The sequence below is a fragment of the Nocardia sp. CA-107356 genome (assembly GCF_050946365.1).
Lineage (GTDB): Bacteria > Actinomycetota > Actinomycetes > Mycobacteriales > Mycobacteriaceae > Nocardia.
The window spans coordinates 9,372,926-9,395,038 of the sequence record NZ_CP191992.1 but is presented as its reverse complement, the minus strand read 5'-3'; the positions used below and the strand labels follow the sequence as shown (position 1 = coordinate 9,395,038).

Below are 22,113 nucleotides of genomic sequence, written 5' to 3'. Positions count from 1 at the left end.
CGGCCTGTTCGAATGTGTGTTGGTGGCGCTCACGCGCGGTGCGCGGCAGGGGTTCGGCGCATGACGCGGCCGAATCGCGAGCGGCCCAACCGGACTCGACGCCCACGGATCAAAACCCTGCCGCAGTTGATGACCACCGCCGTCGAGGCCAATCCGGCCGGAGCCGCGGTTGTCCTCGCGGCTGCGACAACGACATTGGCGCAGGTGAGCTATGCCGAACTGGATGATCGCTCGACCCGCTTGGCGCGCTTGCTGATCGACCGCGGCGTGGGTCCGGAGGATCTGGTCGCGGTCGGTATTCCGCGGTCGGTGGAGTCGGTCGTCGCGGTGTGGGCGATCGCGAAGACAGGCGCCGGATTCGTGCCGGTCGACCCGAACTATCCGGCGGATCGCGTCGCCCATATGCTGTCGGACTCCGGTGCGGCACTCGGTCTTACCGTCGCCTCGGTCGGCGCGCAGCTGCCGGGCGGGCTCGAATGGCTCGCGATCGATAGCGTGGAGTTCGGGCAGCGGGTCGCGGCGTATTCGGCGGAGCCGATCACCTACGCGGACCGGGTCCGGCAATTGCGTGCCGAACATCCGGCCTATGTCATCTACACCTCCGGATCGACCGGCACACCCAAGGGCGTGGTCCTCACCCAGGCCGGTCTCTCGAATTTCTGCGATGAGCAGCGCGAACGCTATCGGCTGACATCCGATTCGCGCACACTGCATTTCGCCTCGCCCTCGTTCGACGCATCGGTGTTGGAATTGCTGCTCGCGCTGAGCCGGGGCGCGACCATGGTGGTCGCCGCGCCCACGGTTTACGGCGGTGCGGAACTGGCCGCGCTGCTGGGCCGGGAGCGGGTGACCCACGCCTTCATCACCCCGGCCGCGCTCGCCTCACTGCCGCCCGAGGGGTTGGACGAGTTGCGAGTGGTGGTCGCGGGTGGTGAGGCATGTCCGCCGGAGTTGGTGCAGCGCTGGGCAGTGCCGATCGCGAATGGCGTGACTCGGGAATTCTTCAATGGATACGGCCCCACCGAGACCACCATCATGACCAATATCAGTGCACCGATGGCACCCGGGCAGCCGGTGACCATCGGTGCGCCGATCCGCGGGATCACCGAATATGTGTTGGATGAGGAGCTTGCGCCGGTACCCGGCCGGGTCGTCGGCGAACTGTATATTTCCGGTGCGCAGGTGGCCCGCGGCTATCACGAACAGCCGGGACTGACCGCCGCCCGGTTCGTGGCCGATCCGTTCGGCGCGCCCGGCGCCCGGCTCTACCGCACCGGCGATCTGGTGCGCTGGACCGCGGAACGAGAGCTGGAATACCTGGGGCGCAACGATTTCCAGGTGAAGATCCGCGGGTTCCGGATCGAACTCGGTGAGATCGATGCGGTGCTGGCCGGGCACGACAGTGTCGGATTCGTGGTCACCACCGGATACGAACGCGACAGCGGCGCAACGATTCTGGTGTCGTATGTGCGCGCCGCCGACGGTATGTCGGTCGATACCGCGGAATTGGCCGCGCTGGCCGCGCAGAAGTTGCCCGCCCATATGGTGCCGAGCGCCATTATGGCGCTCGATGAGATTCCGCTGACCCCGGTCGGCAAGTTGGATCGGCGGGCGCTGCCCGCACCTCGATTGGGTACCAAGACCTTCCGCGCGCCATCGGGTGCGGTGGAGCCGGTGCTCGCCGAGCTCTTCGCCGAGGTCCTGGCACTGGATGTGCCGGTCGGCGCGGATGACGACTTCTTCGCACTCGGTGGCAACTCGCTGATCGGCACGCAGTTGATGGCACGTGTCGGGGAGGCGCTGGATGCCCGGGTGCCGGTGCGCCTGCTTTTCGAGGAGCCGACCGTCGCCGGGCTCGCCGCTGCGGTGGCGCAGTACGCGGGAACCGGCGACGGCAGGGCGTTGCGCGCCGGTCCGCGACCGGAGTCCATTCCGCTATCGCTGGCCCAGCAGCGGATGTGGTTCCTGAACCGCTTCGATACGGCGTCGGCGGCCTACAACATTCCGATCGCGGTGCGGCTCACCGGTGCGCTCGATGTGGCGGCGTTGCGGGCGGCGGTCACGGATCTCGTCGCACGTCATGAGGTGCTGCGGACGGTGTATCCGCAGACCGAAGCCGGTCCGGTACAACGGATCCTGCCCTCGGACGAGGCGGTACCCGAGCTGATGGTTCGCACGGTGGTGGTCGAGCAGCTCGAATCCGCCGTACGCGAACTGCTGTCGACAACCTTCGATGTGACCGCCGAAGTGCCGCTGCGGGCCGCGCTCTTCGCGGTCGAGAACACGGACGCGCCAGTCGAATTCGTGCTGGCGCTGGTGGTGCACCATATTGCCGGTGACGGCAGCTCGATGGGGCCGTTGACCAGGGATCTGATGACCGCCTACGCCGCTCGCTCGGCGGGTTCGGAGCCGGGCTGGGAGCCGCTGCCGGTGCAGTACGCGGATTACAGCATCTGGCAGCGCGAGCTATTGGGCAGTGAGGACGATCCGGAGTCGTTGGCGGCCGCGCAGATTGCCTATTGGCGTGACGCGCTCGCGGAGCTGCCGGATCAGCTGGAGTTGCCGACAGATCGGCCACGGCCCGCGGTGCAGTCCTTTGCCGGTGGCAAGGTCGCGGTGCACATCGATGCCGAAACCCACCGGGCGCTGGTCGAATTGGCGCGCGCCGAGGGTGCGACGCTGTTCATGGTCGTGCATGCGGCATTGGCGGTATTGCTGGCCCGATTGTCGGGCACCGATGACATTGCCGTCGGCACGCCGATGGCCGGTCGCGGTGCGGCGGCGTTGGACGAGCTGATCGGCATGTTCGTCAATACCCTGGTGTTCCGGACCCGGGTGCAGGAGTCCGCGCCGTTCACCGAACTGCTCGCGCGGCAACGCGAGACCGATCTCGCGGCCTTCGCGAATGCGGATGTGCCGTTCGAACGACTCGTCGAGGTGCTCAATCCGGTGCGCTCGACGGCGCGACATCCGCTGTTCCAGGTGGGATTGTCGTTCCAGAATCTGGCCGCGACGAATGTGGAGCTACCCGGACTGGCCGTCTCGGGGGTGGATTTCGATGCCGCGGTGTCGCAGTTCGATCTGCATTGGATCATCGGCGATCACTACGACGAGGCCGGTCGGCCCGCCGGTATCCGGGGTGCTGTCACCTACGCGCAGGATCTGTTCGACGAGCAGACGGTGGCGCGTTTCGTGGCGTGGTTCGCGCGGTTGTTGCGCGAGATCAGCGCCGCGCCCAGCGTGGTCGTCGGTGACCTGGCATTGCTCGACGCCGCCGAATGGACCGAGTTGGTGTCCGGACGGAACGCGACCGACCACGCGGTGGATGCGACGACGACGCTGGTGTCGCTGCTCGATGCGACCGTCGCCGCGACACCGGGGGCGGTGGCGCTGATGGGTGCCGACGGTGAGCCGGTGACCTATGCCGAGTTGGACGCCAGGGCGAACCGTCTTGCGCGGCATCTGATTTCGCGAGGTGTCGCACCGGAGTCCCGGGTGGCGCTCGCGTTGCGCCGGTCGGTGGATCTGGTCGTGGCGATGTACGCCGTGGCCAAATCCGGTGCCGCGTACGTGCCGGTGGATCCGGACCAGGCCGCCGCGCGGACCGACTACATACTGGGCACCGCGGCACCGGTGTGCGTGTTGACCAATGCCGAGTCATCTTTCGATACCGGGATCGCGCCGATGGTTCGACTGGACCGGCTCGACCTCGGCCGGTTGGCTGCGACACCGATCGAGGACGGCGATCGGATCGCCCCGCTGCGCGCGACGAATACCGCGTATGTGATCTTCACATCGGGCTCGACGGGGCGCCCGAAGGGCGTCGCCGTATCGCACGGCGCGATCGTCAACCAATTGCTCTGGAAGACCGGTGAATTCGCGCTCGGTCCGGGTGATGCGGTGTTGTTGAAGACGGCCGCCACCTTCGATCTGTCGGTGTGGGAGTTCTGGTCGGCGGCCGTCTGCGGCGGCCGATTGGTGCTCGCCGCGCCGGACGGGCACCGCGACCCCGCCTATCTCAACGACCTGATGGCACGGGAATCGGTGACCACCCTGCACACGGTGCCGTCGATGTTGGATGCGCTGCTGACCGGTCGGCTGCCGTTCACGCTGCGGCGGTTGCTGGTGATCGGTGAAGCGCTGCCCCCCGCGCTGGCACAGCGGTTCCGTGCGACCTATCCGCAGAAGGAACTGTTCAATCTGTACGGTCCGACCGAGGCGGCGGTGTCGATCACCAGCCATCGGGTGACCGATGCCGATGTGGTGTCGGTGTCGATCGGTGCTCCGGAGTGGAACAGCCGTGTCTACGTGCTGGATTCGCGTCTGCATCCGGTGCCGGTGGGTGTTTCGGGTGAGTTGTATCTGGCCGGGGCGCAATTGGCGCGCGGCTATTTCGGGCGGGTCGATCTGACCGCGGAGCGGTTCGTGGCCAACCCGTTCGAGTCCGGTGTGCGCATGTACCGCACGGGTGACCTGGTGGCATGGAATGCCATCGGGGAGTTGGAGTATCGCGGCCGCACCGACTTCCAGGTGAAGATCCGCGGGTTCCGCATCGAGTTGGGCGAGATCGAGGCGGCATTGACCGCCATGCCGGAGGTCGCGCAGGCGGCGGTCATCGCCGATGCCGATCCGCGGACCGGCGACCGGCTCGTCGCGTACCTGGTTCCCGCGACGACCGATGTCGATGTGACGCGGGTGAAGTCGGCGTTGGGCGGTGCGCTGGCGTCTTATATGGTGCCCGCCGCATTCGTAGTCTTGGCCACGCTCCCGCGCACCGCCAACGGCAAGCTGGATCGAAAGGCATTGCCCGCACCGGAGTTCGAGACTCGGGTATTCCGTGCGCCGTCCACGCCGATCGAGGAGATCGTCGCCCGGGTGTTCACCGATGTGCTCGGGGCCGATCGCGTCGGGATCGACGATGATTTCTTCGCGCTCGGCGGCAATTCACTGATCGCCACCCAGGTGGCGGCGCGTCTCGGTGCGGCGCTGGATACGCAGGTGCCGGTGCGGATGTTGTTCGAGGCGACCACCGTCGCCGCGCTGGCGGTCCGGGTCGAGCAGCGGGTGGGGACCGGTCGGCCGCCGTCACCGACGGCCGGTCCGCGGCCGGAGCAGGTGCCGTTATCGCTGGCACAGCAGCGAATGTGGTTCCTGAACCAGTTCGATACCGCCTCGTCCGCGTACAACGTGCCGGTGGCGGTACGGCTGACCGGCGCACTGGATATCGACACACTGCGGTTGGCCGTCGCCGATGTCGTGGCCAGGCACGAGGTGCTGCGTACCGTGTACCCGGCCCGCGACGGTGTCGCTCACCAGGTGATCCTGCCCGCCGGGCAGGCGGTTGCCGACCTCGTTGTGGACGATGTCACGGCGGATGAGCTGCGGGATCGGATCGCCGGTCTGGTCGGTGCCGGCTTCGATGTGACCGCCGAGGTGCCGGTGCGCGCCGCCCTGCTGCGCTGCGACGGCGAATACGTGCTGGTGCTGGTGGCCCATCACATCAGCGCCGATGGTTGGTCGATGGGCCCGCTGACCCGTGATCTGATGCTCGCCTATGTCGCGCGCGGCGGCGGATCGGCTCCGGCATGGGCACCGCTGCCGGTGCAGTACGCCGACTTCGCGATCTGGCAGCGCGCCGTACTCGGCTCGGAATCGGATCCGGATTCCCTTGCCGGACAGCAGGTGTCGTACTGGCGGCAGACGCTCGCGGAGCTACCGGACGAGCTCAGTGTGCCGTCGGATCGGCCCCGGCCCGCGGTCCGCTCGTTCGTCGGTGGCCACTGCGATATCGCGATCGATCCGCACTTGCACCGGGCGCTGACCGATATCGCCCGCCAGCACAATGCCACGTTGTTCATGGTGGTCCACACCGCCCTCGCGGTATTGCTCGCGCGACTGTCGGGCACCGACGATATCGCCATCGGTACACCGGTCGCCGGACGCGGTGCGGCCGAACTCGACGACGTCATCGGCATGTTCGTCAATACGCTGGTGCTGCGCACCGAGGTGCCGGGCTCGAGCACCTTCACCGAACTGCTCGCGCACGTCGAAGACGTTGACCTACAGGCATTCGCACATGCGGATATCCCTTTCGAGCGTCTGGTGGATCTGCTGGAGCCGCAGCGATCGACGGCGCGGCATCCGTTGTTCCAAGTGGCGCTGTCGTTCGAGAATCTGCCGGACAGCTCCTTCGAGCTGCCCGGATTACGGGTCGCCCCGGTCGATTTCGATATCACGACCGAGAAATTCGATCTGTCGCTGGCAATTCGCGAGTCGAGTGCGGGCATGGTGGCCGCGTTCTCCTACGCGCGTGACCTTTTCGACGATGCGACAGTGCGGGTGTTCGCGAATCGGTTCGTGCGGCTATTGGCGGGGATTGTCGCAAGCGCGGACGTTCCGGTGGGTGAGCTGCCGATCCTCGCCGAATCCGAGGTCGAGTCGCTGACCCGGGTGCATCCGGATCAGGTGATGGCCGGTGGATTGTTGCCCGATCTGCTGGTGCGCGGACTGCGTCACGGTGCCGATCGCACAGCGGTTCGCTATCAGGGTCACTCGATCAGCTACCGCGAGCTCGATGCGTATTCGTCGCGGTTGGCCAGGGTGCTGATCGATCGAGGTGTCGGGCCGGAAAGCCTGGTGGCGGTTGCGCTGCCGCGGTCCTATGCGATGGTCGCGGCGGCGTTGGCGGTCGCGAAGGCCGGTGGTGCGCATGTGCCGGTCGATCCGAATTATCCGGTGGATCGGGTGCGGTACCTGTTGATCGATTCGGCCGCGGTCATCGGGCTCACCACCGCCGATCACCTATCCGGCCTACCCGATGACGTGCAGTGGCTCGCGCTGGATGACGCCGAGACGGATGCGTTGTGTGCCAGCCGATCTGCCGCACCGCTCACCGATGCCGACCGGATCGCGCCGCTACGGCTGCATCACCCGGCCTACGTCATCTACACATCCGGTTCAACGGGTATGCCCAAGGGTGTCACCGTAACCCACGCCGGACTCGGCGGCCTGCTCGATCACGCGGTGAAGCTGTACCGGCTCGAGCCGCACCATCGCTTCCTGCACATCTGCTCGCCGAGCTTCGACCCATCGGTGCTCGAATGGCTGTGTGCCTTCTCGACCGGCGCGACACTGGTCATCGTGCCGTCGAATGTGATCGGTGGACACGAACTCGGCGACCTGCTGCGCGTCGAGCAGGTGACGCACGCGATCATCACTCCGGCGGTGTTGGGTACGGTGGATCCGGCGGGGTTGGATCGGCTCGAAATGCTGTCGGTTGGTGGTGATGTCACCACGTCGGAGTTGTTGGGCAAGTGGCAGCCGGGTCGTCGGTACTACAACGGGTACGGCCCGACCGAAACGACCATCATCTCCTCGTACGCGGAACTGACCGCAGGACAGCACATTACGATCGGCGAGCCGGTACACGGCATGTCCGCCCTTGTGCTCGACGCACGGCTGAATCCGGTTCCGCCCGGTGTGACGGGTGAGCTGTATCTGGCTGGCGGTGCGCTGGCGCGCGGATACCGGAATCGAGCCGGACTCTCCGCGGAACGCTTCGTCGCCAACCCGTGGGGCGCACCGGGCGCACGGATGTATCGCACCGGTGACCTGGTCCGCTGGTACGCGCCAGCCGGTGCTGCCGCGACCGAGTTGGATTATGTGGGGCGCAGCGACTTTCAGGTGAAGGTCCGCGGCTTCCGCGTCGAACTCGGTGAGATCGATGCGGCGCTCGGCGGACACGACGATGTCGAATTCGTCGTCACCATCGGCCGCGAAACGGCGGCGGGTGCCACGGTGCTGGTGTCCTACGTGCTCGCGGCGACCGACCGCATTGTCGATCCCCAGGGGCTCACGGAGTTCGCGGCGCACGTGCTGCCGTCGCATATGGTGCCGTCCGCCATCGTCGTCCTCGACGAGATCCCGTTGACCTCCAACGGCAAACTCGACCGTGACGCATTGCCCGAACCGCGGTTCACGGCCACGGTGTCGCGGGCACCGTCCGGTCCGGTGGAAGTCCGGATCGCCGAGCTGTTCGCCCAGGTCCTCGGCGTACCGCAGGTCGGCGCCGACGACTCCTTCTTCGCCATCGGCGGCGATAGCATCGTCTCGATCCAGCTGGTCGCACGGGCCAAAGCGGCCGGAATCGGATTCACCCCGCGCGAGGTGTTCGAGCAGAAGACCGTGGCCGGGCTGGCCCGGATCGCGATCCTCGGGACCGCATCGGCGCCAACGGTATTGGCCGAGCTACCCGGCGGCGGTATCGGCGAAATCCCGCTGACCCCGGTACTCGCCGGATTCCTGGAAGCCGGTTCGTTCGGCCGATTCGCCCAGACCATGGTGCTCGCGCTGCCGGAGGGTATCGATCACGCCAGACTGGTCGCCACACTCACCGCCGTGCTGGACCACCACGACATGCTGCGCGCCCGAGTATGGCGCAGCGAGGGCCGGTGGCGGCAGGAAGTACCCGCACCGGGCACCCTCGACGCGTCGGCACTGGTATCGCAGATGCGCGTGCCCGGCGATGCCGACCTGAATCGAATCGGCAACGCCGCCATGGCCGCCGCGCTGGCGGCCCTGGATCCGACTGCTGGCCGGATGGTCGCGTGCACCTGGCTGCACCGGCCGCACGCGCGCGATCTGCTCGTCGTCGCGGCGCACCACTATGTGATCGACGGGGTGTCGTGGCGGATCCTGATCCCGGATCTCATCACCGCGTGGGCACAGCGCGCAGCCGGGATGACGGTCGCGTTGCCCGCGGTCGGCACCTCCTTCCGACGCTGGGCACACGGTCTGGCCGAGGCATCGGGCGAGCCATCGCGGACCGCTGAACTCGACTACTGGCGTGACGTGCTGGCCACCCCGGATCCTTTGCTCGGCGACCGCGCACTCGATCCCGCTGTCGATATCCATGCGACCGTGCGACAGTTGACGGTCGACGTGCCCGTCGAGGTCGCCGACGCGGTGTTGACCACGGTGCCCGCGCGCTACCGGGGCGGCGTCAACGACGGTCTACTCGCGGCACTGGTCATGGCGGTGCGGACTTGGCGGGCGCGCCGCGGCATCGATGCCCCGGTCACCAGAGTGCGGCTGGAGGGCCACGGCCGCGAGGAAGCCACCGTGCCCGGCGCCGATCTGACGCGCACGATCGGCTGGTTCACCAGCGTGTACCCGGTGGCGCTCGATCTCACCGGTATTGCCGAGGAGACCGCGGCGGTATTGCGGTCGGTGAAGGAACAACTACTCGCGGTGCCGGATCGGGGCATCGGCTTCGGTCTACTGCGCCAACTGAATTCGGCGACCGCCGATGCCTTGGCCGGTGATCTCGGACAGATCGGCTTCAACTATCTGGGCCGAGTCGCCACCGGCGGTGCGCCGGAGGGGCTGACCGATCCGGGCTGGCTGCCATCCGGTGAGCTGGGGGAGTTGGACGGCGGCCAGGATCCCGCACTGCCAGCGAACGCCGTGATCGATATCAACGCGATCGTCGTCGACACCGATGCGGGACCACGTATGGATGTGGTGTTCCGGTACGCGGGCGAGATCCTCGGCGAGGCGGCGGTGCGCGAACTGGCCGACGACTGGCTGGCCGCGCTGACCGCGGTAGCCCGGCATATATCGGACCCGTCCGCCGGTGGCCTGACGCCATCGGATGTGCCGCTGATCCGCGCCACCCAGCACGAGCTCGACACCTGGCGCGCGGACTATCCGCACCTGGCCGACGTGCTGCCATTATCGCCGCTGCAAACCGGCCTGCTGTTCCTGATGGAAATGCTGGCGGATTCGGTGGACCCGTACGTCATCCAGGTATCGGTCGAGCTCGCGGGCGAATTCGAACTCGATCGCCTGCACCGCGCGGCCCAGGCGGTACTCGACCGGCACGCGAATCTGCGCAGCGCCTTCACCATCGGCGCGGACGGCAAACCGGTACAGCTGATCGCCGATGACGTGCGGGTGCCGTGGCGCGTGGTCACCGAGGTGCCCGATGCCGATCTGTCAGATCTGCTCGCCGCCGACCAGCGCACCGGATTCGACCCCGCCATCGCGCCACTACTGCGATTCACGGTGTACCGCACCACATCCGGGGACACCCACCTGGTGCTGACCGCACATCACATCCTGCTCGACGGCTGGTCGATGCCGCTACTGATGAAGGATCTGCTGGTCCTCTACGCGACCAGGAGCGATACCTCGCTGCTGCCCGCTGCGCGGCCGTACCGCGACTACCTGACGTGGTTGACGCGCCAGGACCGCGAGACCACATTGCGCGCGTGGGATACCGCGCTCGCGGGCGCCGAGCCGACGCTACTCGCCCCCGGGCTGGTGCGACCGGCGGTTCCGGACAACGGTTTCGGCAGATCCGCATTCGAGCTGTCGGCGACGGAAACGGCGGCGCTGACCGCCTGTGCCGCCGCCGCCGAGGTCACCGTCAATACGGTGCTGCAGGCGGCGTGGGGTGTGGTCATCGCGGGTATCACCGACCGCGACGATGTCGTCTTCGGTGTCACCGTATCGGGACGGCCGCCGCAGCTCGACGGGGTCGACGCGATGGTCGGCCTCTTCGTGAACACCATCCCGGTGCGGGTTCGATTCGATTCGGCGACGACGGTTTCGCGGCTGCTCACCGATCTGCAGGCGGAGCAGGCGGCACTGCTCGAGCATCACTATCTCGGTTTGGCCGAGGTCCAGGGTGTCGCGGGCGGGAACGAGCTGTTCGATTCGCTGCTGGCCTACGAGTCGTATCCGATCGACGCCGATGGCCTGCGTCAGGCGGGCAGTGCCGTCGACGGGCTGCAGGTCACCGGAGTGCATTCGGTCGACTACACCCACTATCCGGTCACGGTGCGGGCCGAACTGGGCGCTGGGCTGCGGGTGGAGGTGCTGTACCGCAGCGACACCGTCGCCGAATCCGCGGCGCGGGCGCTGACCCGCCGGTTGCGCGGTGTGCTCGGCGAATTCGTCGCCGCGCCACAGCATTCGATCGCGGCGGTGCGCGATGGTGTCGGCGCCGACGTGCTCACCCAGGTTCGGTACTGGCGCGCCGCATTGGCGGGTCTGCCGGATGAGTTGACGCTGCCCATGGACCGACCGCGCTCGACCGTGCCGTCCAGTGCCGATGCACAGGTCGGGTTCGAGATCGGCGTGCACCTGCACCACGGGCTGCGTCGACTCGCCGAGACCCGCAACACCTCGATGTTCGTGGTGACGCACGCGGCATTCGCGGTGCTGTTGGCGCGGCTGTCCGGTACCACCGATATCGCGATCGGTACCGCGGTGCGCGGTTGCGCTTCGGCCGAAACCGATAATGCCGCAGGCGCTTTCGGCAACACCGTCGTGCTGCGGACCGAATATGACGCCGGTGCGACCTTCGACGAGCTGCTCGCCGCGATCGGTCCGGTCGACGCCGCGGCATTCGAATATGTCGATGTGCCGTTCGACCAACTCGTCGAGGTGCTCGACCCGGTCCGGGTTCCCGGCCGGCATCCGCTGTTCCAGGTCGCGATGGGCTTCCACGATGACGCCGATCCGATCGCGGTGGATTTGCGCCTCGCACTCAGCGAGCGGGTCGGTCCGCGCGGTGACACGCGGGGCATCCTGGCCGAATTCACCTACGCGACAGATCTGTTCGATGCCGCGACCGCGCAGGGTTTCGCCGATCGCTTCGGCCGGATCCTTACCGCGGTCGTCGCCGATGCCACGGTGACCGTTGGCGATATCGATCTGCTCGGCCCGGATGAACGTGGCAGCGTACTGCGCGCATGGAATTCGCGCGGCGCGTGGGTGCCCGCCGCGACGCTGCCCGAGCTGATCGCCGATCAGGCCCGGCGCAGACCGGATGCGGTGGCGGTCCGCTTCGGCGAGACCACACTGAGTTTCGCCGAGTTGCGTCGGCGCGCGAACCGGGTGGCCAGGGCGCTGATCGCCGCCGGTGCCGGACCGGAATCGCTGGTGGCCGTCGCGGTTTCGCGCACGGAGGAGCTGCCGGTCGCCCTACTCGGCGTACTTACCGCCGGTGCGGCCTATCTGCCGATCGATATCACCTACCCGGCGCAGCGACTGACCTTCGTCCTGTCGGACGCGGCTCCGGTCTGTGTGCTCACCACTGCGGCGCAGCGCGCCGATGTGCCGGTCGGCGACCAGCCGGTGATATTGCTCGAAGAGACAAGGGAATTCGCCGACGGTCCGATCAGCGATGCCGACCGCATCGCCCCGCTGCTCCCGGATCACCTGGCCTACGTCATCTACACCTCGGGGTCGACCGGTGTGCCCAAGGGCGTCGGTGTGGCACATCGCAATGTGGTCGAGCTGTGCGCGAATACCCAGCCGCTATTCGGTTTCGACGGGACCGATGTGTGGACGCTGTTCCACTCCTTCGCGTTCGACTTCTCGGTGTGGGAACTGTGGTGCGCGCTGGCGACCGGCGGCACCGTCGTCGTGGTCGACTATGCGACCTCGCGCGCACCGGAGCTGTTCCGCGAGTTGCTGATTCGCGAGCGAGTGACGGTGCTGAATCAGACGCCGTCGGCGTTCTACCAGCTCATCGAGGCCGACCGGGCCGCACCGGATTCCGACGGTGACTACGCACTGCGCCACGTCGTATTCGGCGGCGAGGCACTGGATCTGCGCCAGTTGCGTCGCTGGTACGACCGCCACGGCGCGGATGCGCCGCGGCTGGTCAATATGTACGGCATCACCGAAACCACGGTGCACGTGTCGTTCCTGGCGCTGGACAAGCAGATCGCGGACGACCCGAACAGCCTGATCGGGCGCGCACTGCCCGGACTCGACGGCTATGTCCTCGACGGGCGGTTGCATCCGGTGCCGGTCGGCACACCGGGCGAGATCTATGTGGCCGGGGCCCAGCTGTCCAGGGGATACCTCGGCAGGCCGGGGCTGGCCGCCGCGCGGTTCGTCGCGAATCCGTTCGGCGCGTCGGGTTCTCGCATGTACCGCACCGGTGACCTCGGGCGCTGGGGCCACTTCGATGAGGTGACTGGGCTGGCCTACGCCGGACGCGGCGATCAGCAGGTCCAGTTGCGCGGCTTCCGCATCGAGCTCGGCGAGATCGAATCGGCATTGCTCGCCCAGCCTTCGGTCAGTCAGGCCATCGTACTGGTCCGTTCGACCGAACGCCTCGGCGATCAGCTCGTCGGCTATGTGGTGCCCGCCTCCGGTACTCGCCTCGATCCGGATGAACTGCGCACGCAGGTGGCCGAATTCCTCACCGGCTATATGGTTCCCGCCGCGATCGTGGTGCTCGATGTGATGCCGCTGACACCGAACGGCAAGCTGGATCGACGCGCACTGCCCGATCCGGCATTCGCGGCACGCGAGTACCGCGCGCCGGCCACCCCGATCGAGGAAACCGTCGCCGCGGCCTTCGCGCAGGTGCTCGACCTCGATCGATTCGGTATGGACGACAACTTCTTCGAACGCGGCGGCAACTCGCTGATCGCTACGAAGCTGACCGCGCGGCTGAGTTCGGCCCTCGGCGAAAAGATTCCGGTGATGCGGGTGTTCACTGCGCCGACGCCGGGCGAGTTCGTCGCCGAACTGGCGCGCCGGGCCAGCGGTCAGGTCGAGGGCGAGGCGGCCTTCGACGTGGTGCTGCCGCTGCGCGCGACGGGTTCGGCCGAACCGCTGTTCTGTATCCATCCGGTGTCCGGTATCGCGTGGTCGTTCGCCGGTCTGGCCGCCTACCTCGATCCGGACCGGCCGATCTACGGCGTGCAGGCGCCGACGCTGGCCGCGGCGGCGGTCTTGCCGGACACCATCGAAGAATGGGCGCGGATCTATGTCGAGGCGATCCGCTCGGTCCAGCCACAGGGGCCGTATCACCTCATCGGTTGGTCGATGGGCGGTGTCTTCGCGCACGAGATCGCGGTCCAGTTGCAGCGCGCGGGACAGCAGGTGGCCACGCTCGCGGTGATGGACAGTTATATGGCCGATCCGCCCGACGAACGCGCCGAAGGGGCGGGCGCACCGGTGCCGGTGGCCGAGTTGATCGGCGGATTGCTCGGTGAGCAGGCCGGTGACCTCGGCTTCGATACCGATGTGGACTGGGACGCGCTGGCCGAACGACTGGTCGAGCTGCCCGAGCCGTTCGCCTCCTTCGGCTCCGACCGGTTCACCAGGGTGCTGGATACCGCCGTACATTCGGTCGTCCTGCGCAATGACTATCGCCCGGCGCGGTTCCACGGCGATGTCATCTACTTCACTGCGGCGCTCGACGACGCCACCGGTTCGATCGGCGCGTCGATCTGGGCCGAGGTGGTGGACGGCGCGGTGGACAATCGCGCGGTGCCGACCACGCACTGGCGGATGACGGCCGCCGCAGGTCTCGCCGAAATCGGCAGCGTATTGACCGCAGTATGGCGCGAACGGGTGCTCGCCACCGGCTCCGGAGGGCGATGAGGAATGTGAGCTAGTTCACCCGCGAACCGCTGGTTCGCAACATCATCGGGTCGAGTCCGATACACATCTGTCACGCCTGCGCCCATGTGGCGGAGGCGCGACCGTGCATGCTGCAGGCTTATATGATGGCTCGGACTGTGCCCCCGGCGCTTTATGCCCTTGAAGGAGGGCGGGGCACGTCTTAGCTCGACGCGAGAGGTAAATGCACTCGAATGGAAACTGCCCGTCGTTCCGTCCGTGGTAGTCGTCGCCGCAGGTCGGGCAGCCCGCTGTTCGCTCAGCTGCTCACCGCTGCGGTGGAGTCCGCGGCCACCTCGGTCGCGCTCCGGTTCAACCCGACCGGCGATACGGCCGATCAGCGTGAACTCACCTATCGCGAACTCGACGCCACATCCTCGCGGGTGGCGCGCGAGCTGATCGAGCGCGGGATCGGTGCGGGCGACTACGTCGCGATGGGCATTACCCGTTCGGTCGAATCGATCGTCGCGCTCTGGGCGATCGCGAAGACGGGTGCGGCCTATGTGCCGGTCGATCCCAACTATCCGCCGGAGCGGATCGAGCACATCGTGACCGATTCGGGCGCCGAATTCGGCCTGACCACCTCGGCGCATCGCGCCAAGCTCGGCACCTCGACGTATTGGATCGAACTGGACGATCCGGTGGTATCCGAGCGGATCGCCGCCAAACCAGACCATCCGGTCTCCTATGCGGACCGGGTACGCGCGGTGAACGAACAGCACCCGGCCTATGTCATCTACACCTCGGGTTCCACCGGTAAGCCGAAGGGCGTCGCGGTCACCCACACCGGTCTGGCCGGTCTGGCGGCGGTCGGTGAGCACTATCTGATCGATGCGGATGCGCGCGTCTCACATCTCAGCTCGCCCAGCTTCGACTTCTCGATCATGGAGACATTGTTCACCTTTTCGGTGGGTGCGACGCTGGTCATCGCGCCGCCGACGGTGTTTGGCGGTGTCGAACTCGCCGATCTGCTGCGCCGCGAGCAGGTTAGCCATCTGCTGATCACACCGGGTGCGCTGGAATCGCTGGATACCGACGGTCTCGATGATCTGCAGGTCGTGGTGGCCGGTGGCGACCGGCTCGGCGCGGATCTGGTCGCCCGCTGGGGCGATCACGGCCGATCCATGTTCAACGCCTATGGGCCCAGCGAGGCGACCGTCATGGTCACCAGCACCGCGGCGCTGCAGCCCGGTGAGCCCGTCACCGTCGGTTCTGCCATTTCCGGCGTCGGCGCCTTCATTCTCGACGCGCGATTGCGTCCGGTGCCCACGGGTGTCGTCGGCGAGCTCTATGTCTCGGGTGCGGTGCTCGCGCAGGGCTATCTCGGCCGACCGGAGCTGAGCGCGGAACGCTTCGTCGCCAGCCCGTTCGGCACGGAGGCCGATAACCCGGGCGCACGCCTGTACCGCACCGGTGATCTGGTGCGGCGCACCGAAACCGGAGTTCTGGAGTATCTCGGCCGCTCCGATTTCCAGGTCAAGATTCGCGGCCTGCGTATCGAACTCGGTGAGATCGACAATGTGCTCACCGCGCATCCGGATGTCGACTTCGCGGCCACCCTCGGCAAGACACTGCCCTCCGGCACGACCGCGCTGGTGTCCTATGTGCTGCCGCGCGCCGGTACCACCCTCGATACCGGTGAGCTGGCGGCCCATATCGGGGAATCATTGCCCGACTACATGATTCCGGCCGCCATCATGGTGCTGGACGAGATCCCGCTGACCCCGGTCGGCAAGGTGGACCGCGCGGCGCTGCCCGAACCGGTCTTCGCGGCACGGCAGTTCCGTGCACCGTCGACCCCGGTCGAGGAGATCATCGCCGAGGTATTCGCGGCCCTGCTGCTGGGCGGTCGTGTTGTTTCGAGCGACCTGCAAGCAGTCGCCAGCGGCGAGGACGCGCGCGTCGGCGCGGATGACGATTTCTTCGAACTCGGCGGCAACTCGCTACTGGCCGCGCAGGCGGCCGCACGCATCGGTTTCGCACTCGACGCGCGGGTGCCGGTGCAGCTGATCTTCGAGGCATCCACGGTATCCGCACTGGCCGAACGGGTTGAACAGCATGCGGGTTCGGCCAGCGGCCGGGCGCTCACCGCGCAGATCCGCCCCGACCGGATTCCGCTGTCCTACGCGCAGCAGCGCATGTGGTTCCTGAACCGGTTCGATATCACCAGCGCGGTCAACAACATTCCACTCGCGGTGCGGCTGTCCGGGCGACTGGATATCGATGCGCTGCGCGCCGCGGCGGGTGATCTGGCCGATCGGCACGAGGTGCTGCGCACCATCTATCCGGATATCGACGGCGAGGGCTTCCAGGTGGTGCTGCCCGCCGGTGCGCCGCACGCGGTGCCGGAACTCGCGGTGACCACCGCTGCCGCACCCGAACTTTCCGATCTCATCGGTGCGGAGGTGCTGGCCGGATTCGATGTGACGACCGCACCGCCGGTGCGCCTGCGGCTGTTCCAACTCGGCGAATCCGAATACGTGCTGGTGTGCGTGGTGCACCACATCGCCGCGGACGGCTTCTCGCTCGGCCCGCTGGCCCGCGATCTGATGTCGGCCTACTCCGATCGCGCACGCGGCGAGCGCCCGGAATTGCCGCCACTGGCGGTGCAATACGCCGACTACACCATCTGGCAGCGCGAAACCCTCGGTAGCGAGGATGATCCGGAATCGGTCTTCGCGCAGCAGATCGCATTCTGGCGCGACGAATTGGCCGCGCTGCCCGAACAATTGGATCTGCCCGCGGATCGACCGCGTCCGGCCACGGCGTCCAACCTCGGCGCCGTCGTCGCCTTCGATATCGACGCTGTGATCCACGCGCGACTGAACCACATCGCGCACGAACACAATTCGACGCTGTTCATGGTCGTGCACGCGGCGCTCGCCGCGCTGCTCGCCCGGCTGTCGGGCACCCGCGATATCGCGGTGGGCACTCCGGTGGCCGGTCGCGGCGAGGCGGCGCTGGACGATCTGATCGGCATGTTCGTCAACACCCTGGTGCTGCGGACCGAGATCGATCCCGCCATGACCTTCGACGACCTGCTGCGCGCGGTGCGCGAGGTCGACGTCGCGGCCTTCGGACATGCCGATGTGCCGTTCGAACGGCTGGTGGAGCTGCTGGATCCGGTGCGCTCGGCCGCGCGGCATCCGCTGTTCCAGGTGATGCTGGTCTTCCAGAATCTGGCGCGCACCGAACTGGAGTTGCCGGGGCTGACCGTCTCGGGTGTGGATCACGCGGTATCGCTCGCCAAGTTCGATCTGCAGCTGGAGATGGCCGAGAAGACCGACGCATACGGTGCGCCACAAGGGATGTCGGCGACCTTCACCTATGCCACCGATCTGTTCGACGCCGCGACCGTGCAGGACTTCGCCGATCGCTTCCTGCGCGTGCTGTCCGCGGTGGCGGCCGACTCCGATGCGGTGCTCGGCGATATCGATCTGCTGGCCCCTGGCGAGCGCGATCTGGTACTGCACGAATGGAATTCGGACGGCGCGACGGTGCCCGACGTGACGTTGGTCGACCTCATTCAGGAGCAGGCGCGCCGCCGTCCGGATGCGATCGCGGTCCGATTCGGCGATACCCCACTGAGTTTCGGTGAACTGCAGCGGCGCGCGAACCGGGTGGCACGGGCGCTGATGGCGCGCGGTGCGGGTCCGGAATCGCTGGTGGCCGTTGCCGTCGGACGGACCGAGCAACTGCCCATCGCACTGCTCGGTGTACTCACCGCCGGTGCCGGATACCTGCCGATCGACACCACCTACCCGGCACAGCGGCTCGAGTTCATGCTCACCGACGCACAGCCGACCTGTGTGCTGACCACTGCCGATCTGCTGGCGGACATTCCGGCGACGGACGTTCCGGTCGTGCTGCTCGAGGACACCGCGGGCTTCGGCGAATCGTCGATCACCGATATCGAGCGCACGGCCCGTCTGCGTCCGGACAACCTGGCCTACGTCATCTACACCTCGGGCTCCACCGGTGTCCCGAAGGGCGTCAGCGTGGCCCACCGCAATGTGGTCGAGTTGTTCGCCAATACCCAGCTGATGTTCGAATTCGACGAGACCGATGTGTGGACGCTGTTCCACTCCTTCGCGTTCGACTTCTCGGTGTGGGAACTGTGGTGCGCACTCGCCAATGGCGGCACCGTCGTGGTCGTCGACTACCTGACCTCCCGCTCCCCGGAACAGTTCCGCGAATTGCTGATTCGCGAACAGGTCACGGTGCTGAACCAGACGCCGTCGGCGTTCTATCAGCTCGCCGAGGCCGACCGCGCCTCGCATGCGGGCGATCAGGGCAAATTCGCGCTGCGCTATGTCGTATTCGGCGGCGAGGCACTGGATCTGCGTCAGCTGCGGCGCTGGTACGAGCGGCACGCCTATAACGCGCCGTGGCTGGTCAATATGTACGGCATCACCGAAACCACGGTGCACGTATCGTTCCTGGCGCTGGACGAACAGCTCGCCGAGAATCCGGCAAGTGCCATCGGCCGCGCGCTGCCCGGCCTCGAGAGCTACGTGCTCGACGATCGCCTGCATCCGGCACCGGTCGGGGTGGCCGGTGAAATCTATGTCAGCGGTGCGCAGTTGTCCCGCGGCTACCTCGGTCGGCCCGGACTAGCCGCGACCCGCTTCGTGGCGAATCCGTTCGGTGCGCCCGGATCGCGCATGTATCGCACCGGCGACCTCGGCCGCTGGGCCGGTTTCGGTGGCAAGGCGAATCTCGAATACGCCGGTCGCAGCGACCAGCAGGTGCAGTTGCGCGGCTTCCGCATCGAACTCGGTGAGATCGAAGCGGCGCTGCTCGCCCAGCCTGCGGTCAGTCAGTCCGTCGTACTGGTGCGCTCCGACGAACATGCCGGTGACCGGCTGGTCGGATACGTGGTGGCCGAGGCCGATGCGCAGGTGGACGCTACCGAACTGCGCGCCGCGGTCGCCGAATTCCTCACCAGCTATATGGTTCCCGATGCGATCGTCGTCCTGGACGCGCTGCCGCTGACGCCGAACGGCAAGCTGGACCGAAAGGCGCTGCCCGCACCGGAATTCGTCGGCAGCGCCAGCTATCGCGCCCCGCAGACCCCCATCGAGCAGGCCGTGGCCGGGGTATTCGCCGGATTGCTCGGTGTCCGCGATGTCGGCCTCGACGACGACTTCTTCGGCCTCGGCGGCAACTCGCTGCTGGCGACCAGGGCGGTCAGCCGGATCAACGAGGCGCTGGACGCGAATGTCTCGGTGCGTGAACTGTTCGAGGCCTCGTCCGTCGCGGCGCTGGCCGCGCGGATCGTGCCCGGGTCGTCCACCGGTTCCCGGGCGCCGCTGGTTGCGGCGGTGCGCCCCGACCGGGTGCCGCTGTCGCTGGCCCAGCAGCGCATGTGGGTGCTCAACCAGTTCGATCCGCGGTCGTCGGCCTACAACATCCCGTTGGCCATCGGCCTGAGCGGTGTACTCGATGTGCAGGCGCTGCGCGACGCGGTCGCCGATGTCCTGGATCGGCACGAGGCGCTGCGCACCCGCTACCCGGCAACGGGTCCGGGTGGGCTGCCGTATCAGCAGGTTCTGCCGGTCGCCGAGGCATGGCCGGGCGGGCTCGCGGTCGAGGCGACCACCGAACCCATCGTCCGCATCACCGAGCTGATGTCGGCCGGATTCGATGTGACCGAACAGGTTCCGGTACGCGGTGTGCTGCTGCGCGGCGAGACCGAGAACCGTCATCTGCTCGCCATGGTGGTGCACCACATTTCGGCCGACGGCGCCTCGATGGCCCCGCTGGCCCGTGACCTGATGCTCGCCTACGCCGCGCGCTGTGCGGGCGATGTCCCGACGTGGACGCCGCTGGATGTGCAGTACGCCGACTTCGCGATCTGGCAGCGCGAGGTCATCGGCACCGACGATGACGAAGACTCGGTGGCCGCACAGCAATTGGCCTACTGGCGTGACCAGCTGGCCGGACTTTCCGGCGCGCTCGAGCTGCCGCTGGACCGGCCGCGTCCCGCGGTGCCCTCCATGCGCGGTGCGTCGGCCGGCTTCACGCTCTCGCCCGAGGTCCATGCCGGGCTGATCCGCATTGCCCGCGAACATAATTCGTCGCTGTTCATGGTCGTGCATGCCGTGCTGGCGGTGCTGCTCGCGCGGTTGTCGGGTAGTTCCGATATCACGATCGGCACTCCGATCGCTGGTCGCGGTGAGCGCGCGCTCGACGATCTGGTCGGCATGTTCGTCAACACCTTGGCGCTGCGCACCACGACCGAATCGGCGACCACCTTCGACGCACTGGTCGAACATGTTCGCGAGACCGATCTTTCGGCCTTCGGCAATGCCGATATCCCGTTCGAGCGGGTGGTCGAGGTGGTGCTGCCGAACCGCGCGACCTCGCACAATCCGCTGTTCCAGGTGGTGCTGTCGTTCGACAATATCGAGCAGCCGAAGCTGGTACTGCCCGGTCTGACGGTCGAGGCATTGGATACCGGTGCGGTCGCGGCGAAGTTCGACCTGCAGCTGACCATCGAGCCGCGCCACCGCGAGGACGGCGCGCCCGGCGAACTGGTCGCGGTATTCAATTACGCGACAGACCTTTTCGACCAGTCGACGGTACAGGCGTTCGGGCGCAGGCTGGATCGGATCTGCACCGCGGTGGTGGCGGATCCGCAGGTCAGCGTCGGCGATATCGACATACTCGATGCCGCCGAACGTGATCGGGCACAGGCCGTACCGGACAGCGCGCTGGAGCCCGCCGCCGACGGTATTCCGGTCACCAGCGGTGCGGTGCTGACCCAGGCGCTGGCCGCCGCGGTGGAGGACGATCCGGATGGGCCCGCAGTGGTCTTCGGTGCGGACGCCATCTCCTTCCAAGAGCTCGATGCCAGGTCATCGCGACTGGCTCGGGTGCTGATCGGCCGCGGCTGCGGGCCGCGCACCGGTGTCGCGCTCCGGCTCGATCGTGGTGTGGACTCGGTGGTCGCCACCTGGGCGGTGCTCAAAGCTGGTGCCGCGCTGACCCCGGTCACCGCATTCGACGGACCGTCGCTATCGACCGCACTGCGGTCCGGGTTGGAGATCAAGGTCGGCCTGACCACCGGCCGGGCTCCCGCCGATACGGGCGGTATCGACTGGCTCACCCTCGACGATCCGGCCGTGCTCAGCGAGATCGCCGCCGAATCGCCGCGTCCGGTGACCTATGCGAACCGGACCCAGGCGCTGCGCGGCGAGGATCCGGCCTTCGTCGCCGCGGTGACGTTGTCCTACAACGACATCGCGGTGGCGACCAAGCGACTGCGGGCGCGCACCGAGTTGACCTTCGAATCCCGTTTGTTCCGGTACGGCCGCGCGGATTCGGCGGCGGCGCTGCTGGAAGTTGTCGCGGCCGGTGAGAACGGTGCGTCGGTGGTGGTGACGGCCGGCGGTGAGCTGGACAACGTAACGCTGTCGGCGCTGTTGGCCGACGAATGGGTGACGCATCTGTTCATCGATCGATCCGGTCTCGGTACCGTCGACGTGACGGGGCTGGAGGATCTGTACGCCGTGGTGCTGGATGACGGCGCACCCGCGCCGGAATTCGGCACTATCGCTGCGGTCGTCGAAGTCGGTGCGTTGCTGGGCGTCCCGATGCCGGGCGACCCGAGTTGATCTTCCATCCGGAAGATTCATCGGCCTGTGCGCGCACAGGCCGGCACCGGCGGCGACCGGT

2 protein-coding genes are annotated in these 22,113 nt (G+C 67.3%); both read left to right on the top strand.

Features of this window, described 5'->3' with window-relative positions:
- The first annotated feature begins 12 nt into the window (after positions 1-12).
- Positions 13-14,415 carry an amino acid adenylation domain-containing protein gene (locus tag ACQP1G_RS42165; RefSeq protein ID WP_433195710.1) on the top strand — a complete coding sequence of 4,801 codons (14,403 nt, stop codon included), beginning with the start codon at positions 13-15 and terminating at the stop codon, positions 14,413-14,415.
- A gap of 212 nt (positions 14,416-14,627) precedes the next feature.
- Complete coding sequence (locus ACQP1G_RS42160; RefSeq protein WP_433195708.1) at positions 14,628-22,052, top strand: amino acid adenylation domain-containing protein; 7,425 nt, start codon at positions 14,628-14,630, stop codon at positions 22,050-22,052.
- The last annotated feature ends 61 nt before the right edge of the window (positions 22,053-22,113 follow it).

Bases quoted from the DNA above. Each gene is read 5' to 3' on its own strand.
- ACQP1G_RS42160 (WP_433195708.1), top strand. From the start codon at position 14,628: ATGGAAACTGCCCGTCGTTCCGTCCGTGGTAGTCGTCGCCGCAGGTCG.
- ACQP1G_RS42165 (WP_433195710.1), top strand. From the start codon at position 13: ATGTGTGTTGGTGGCGCTCACGCGCGGTGCGCGGCAGGGGTTCGGCGC.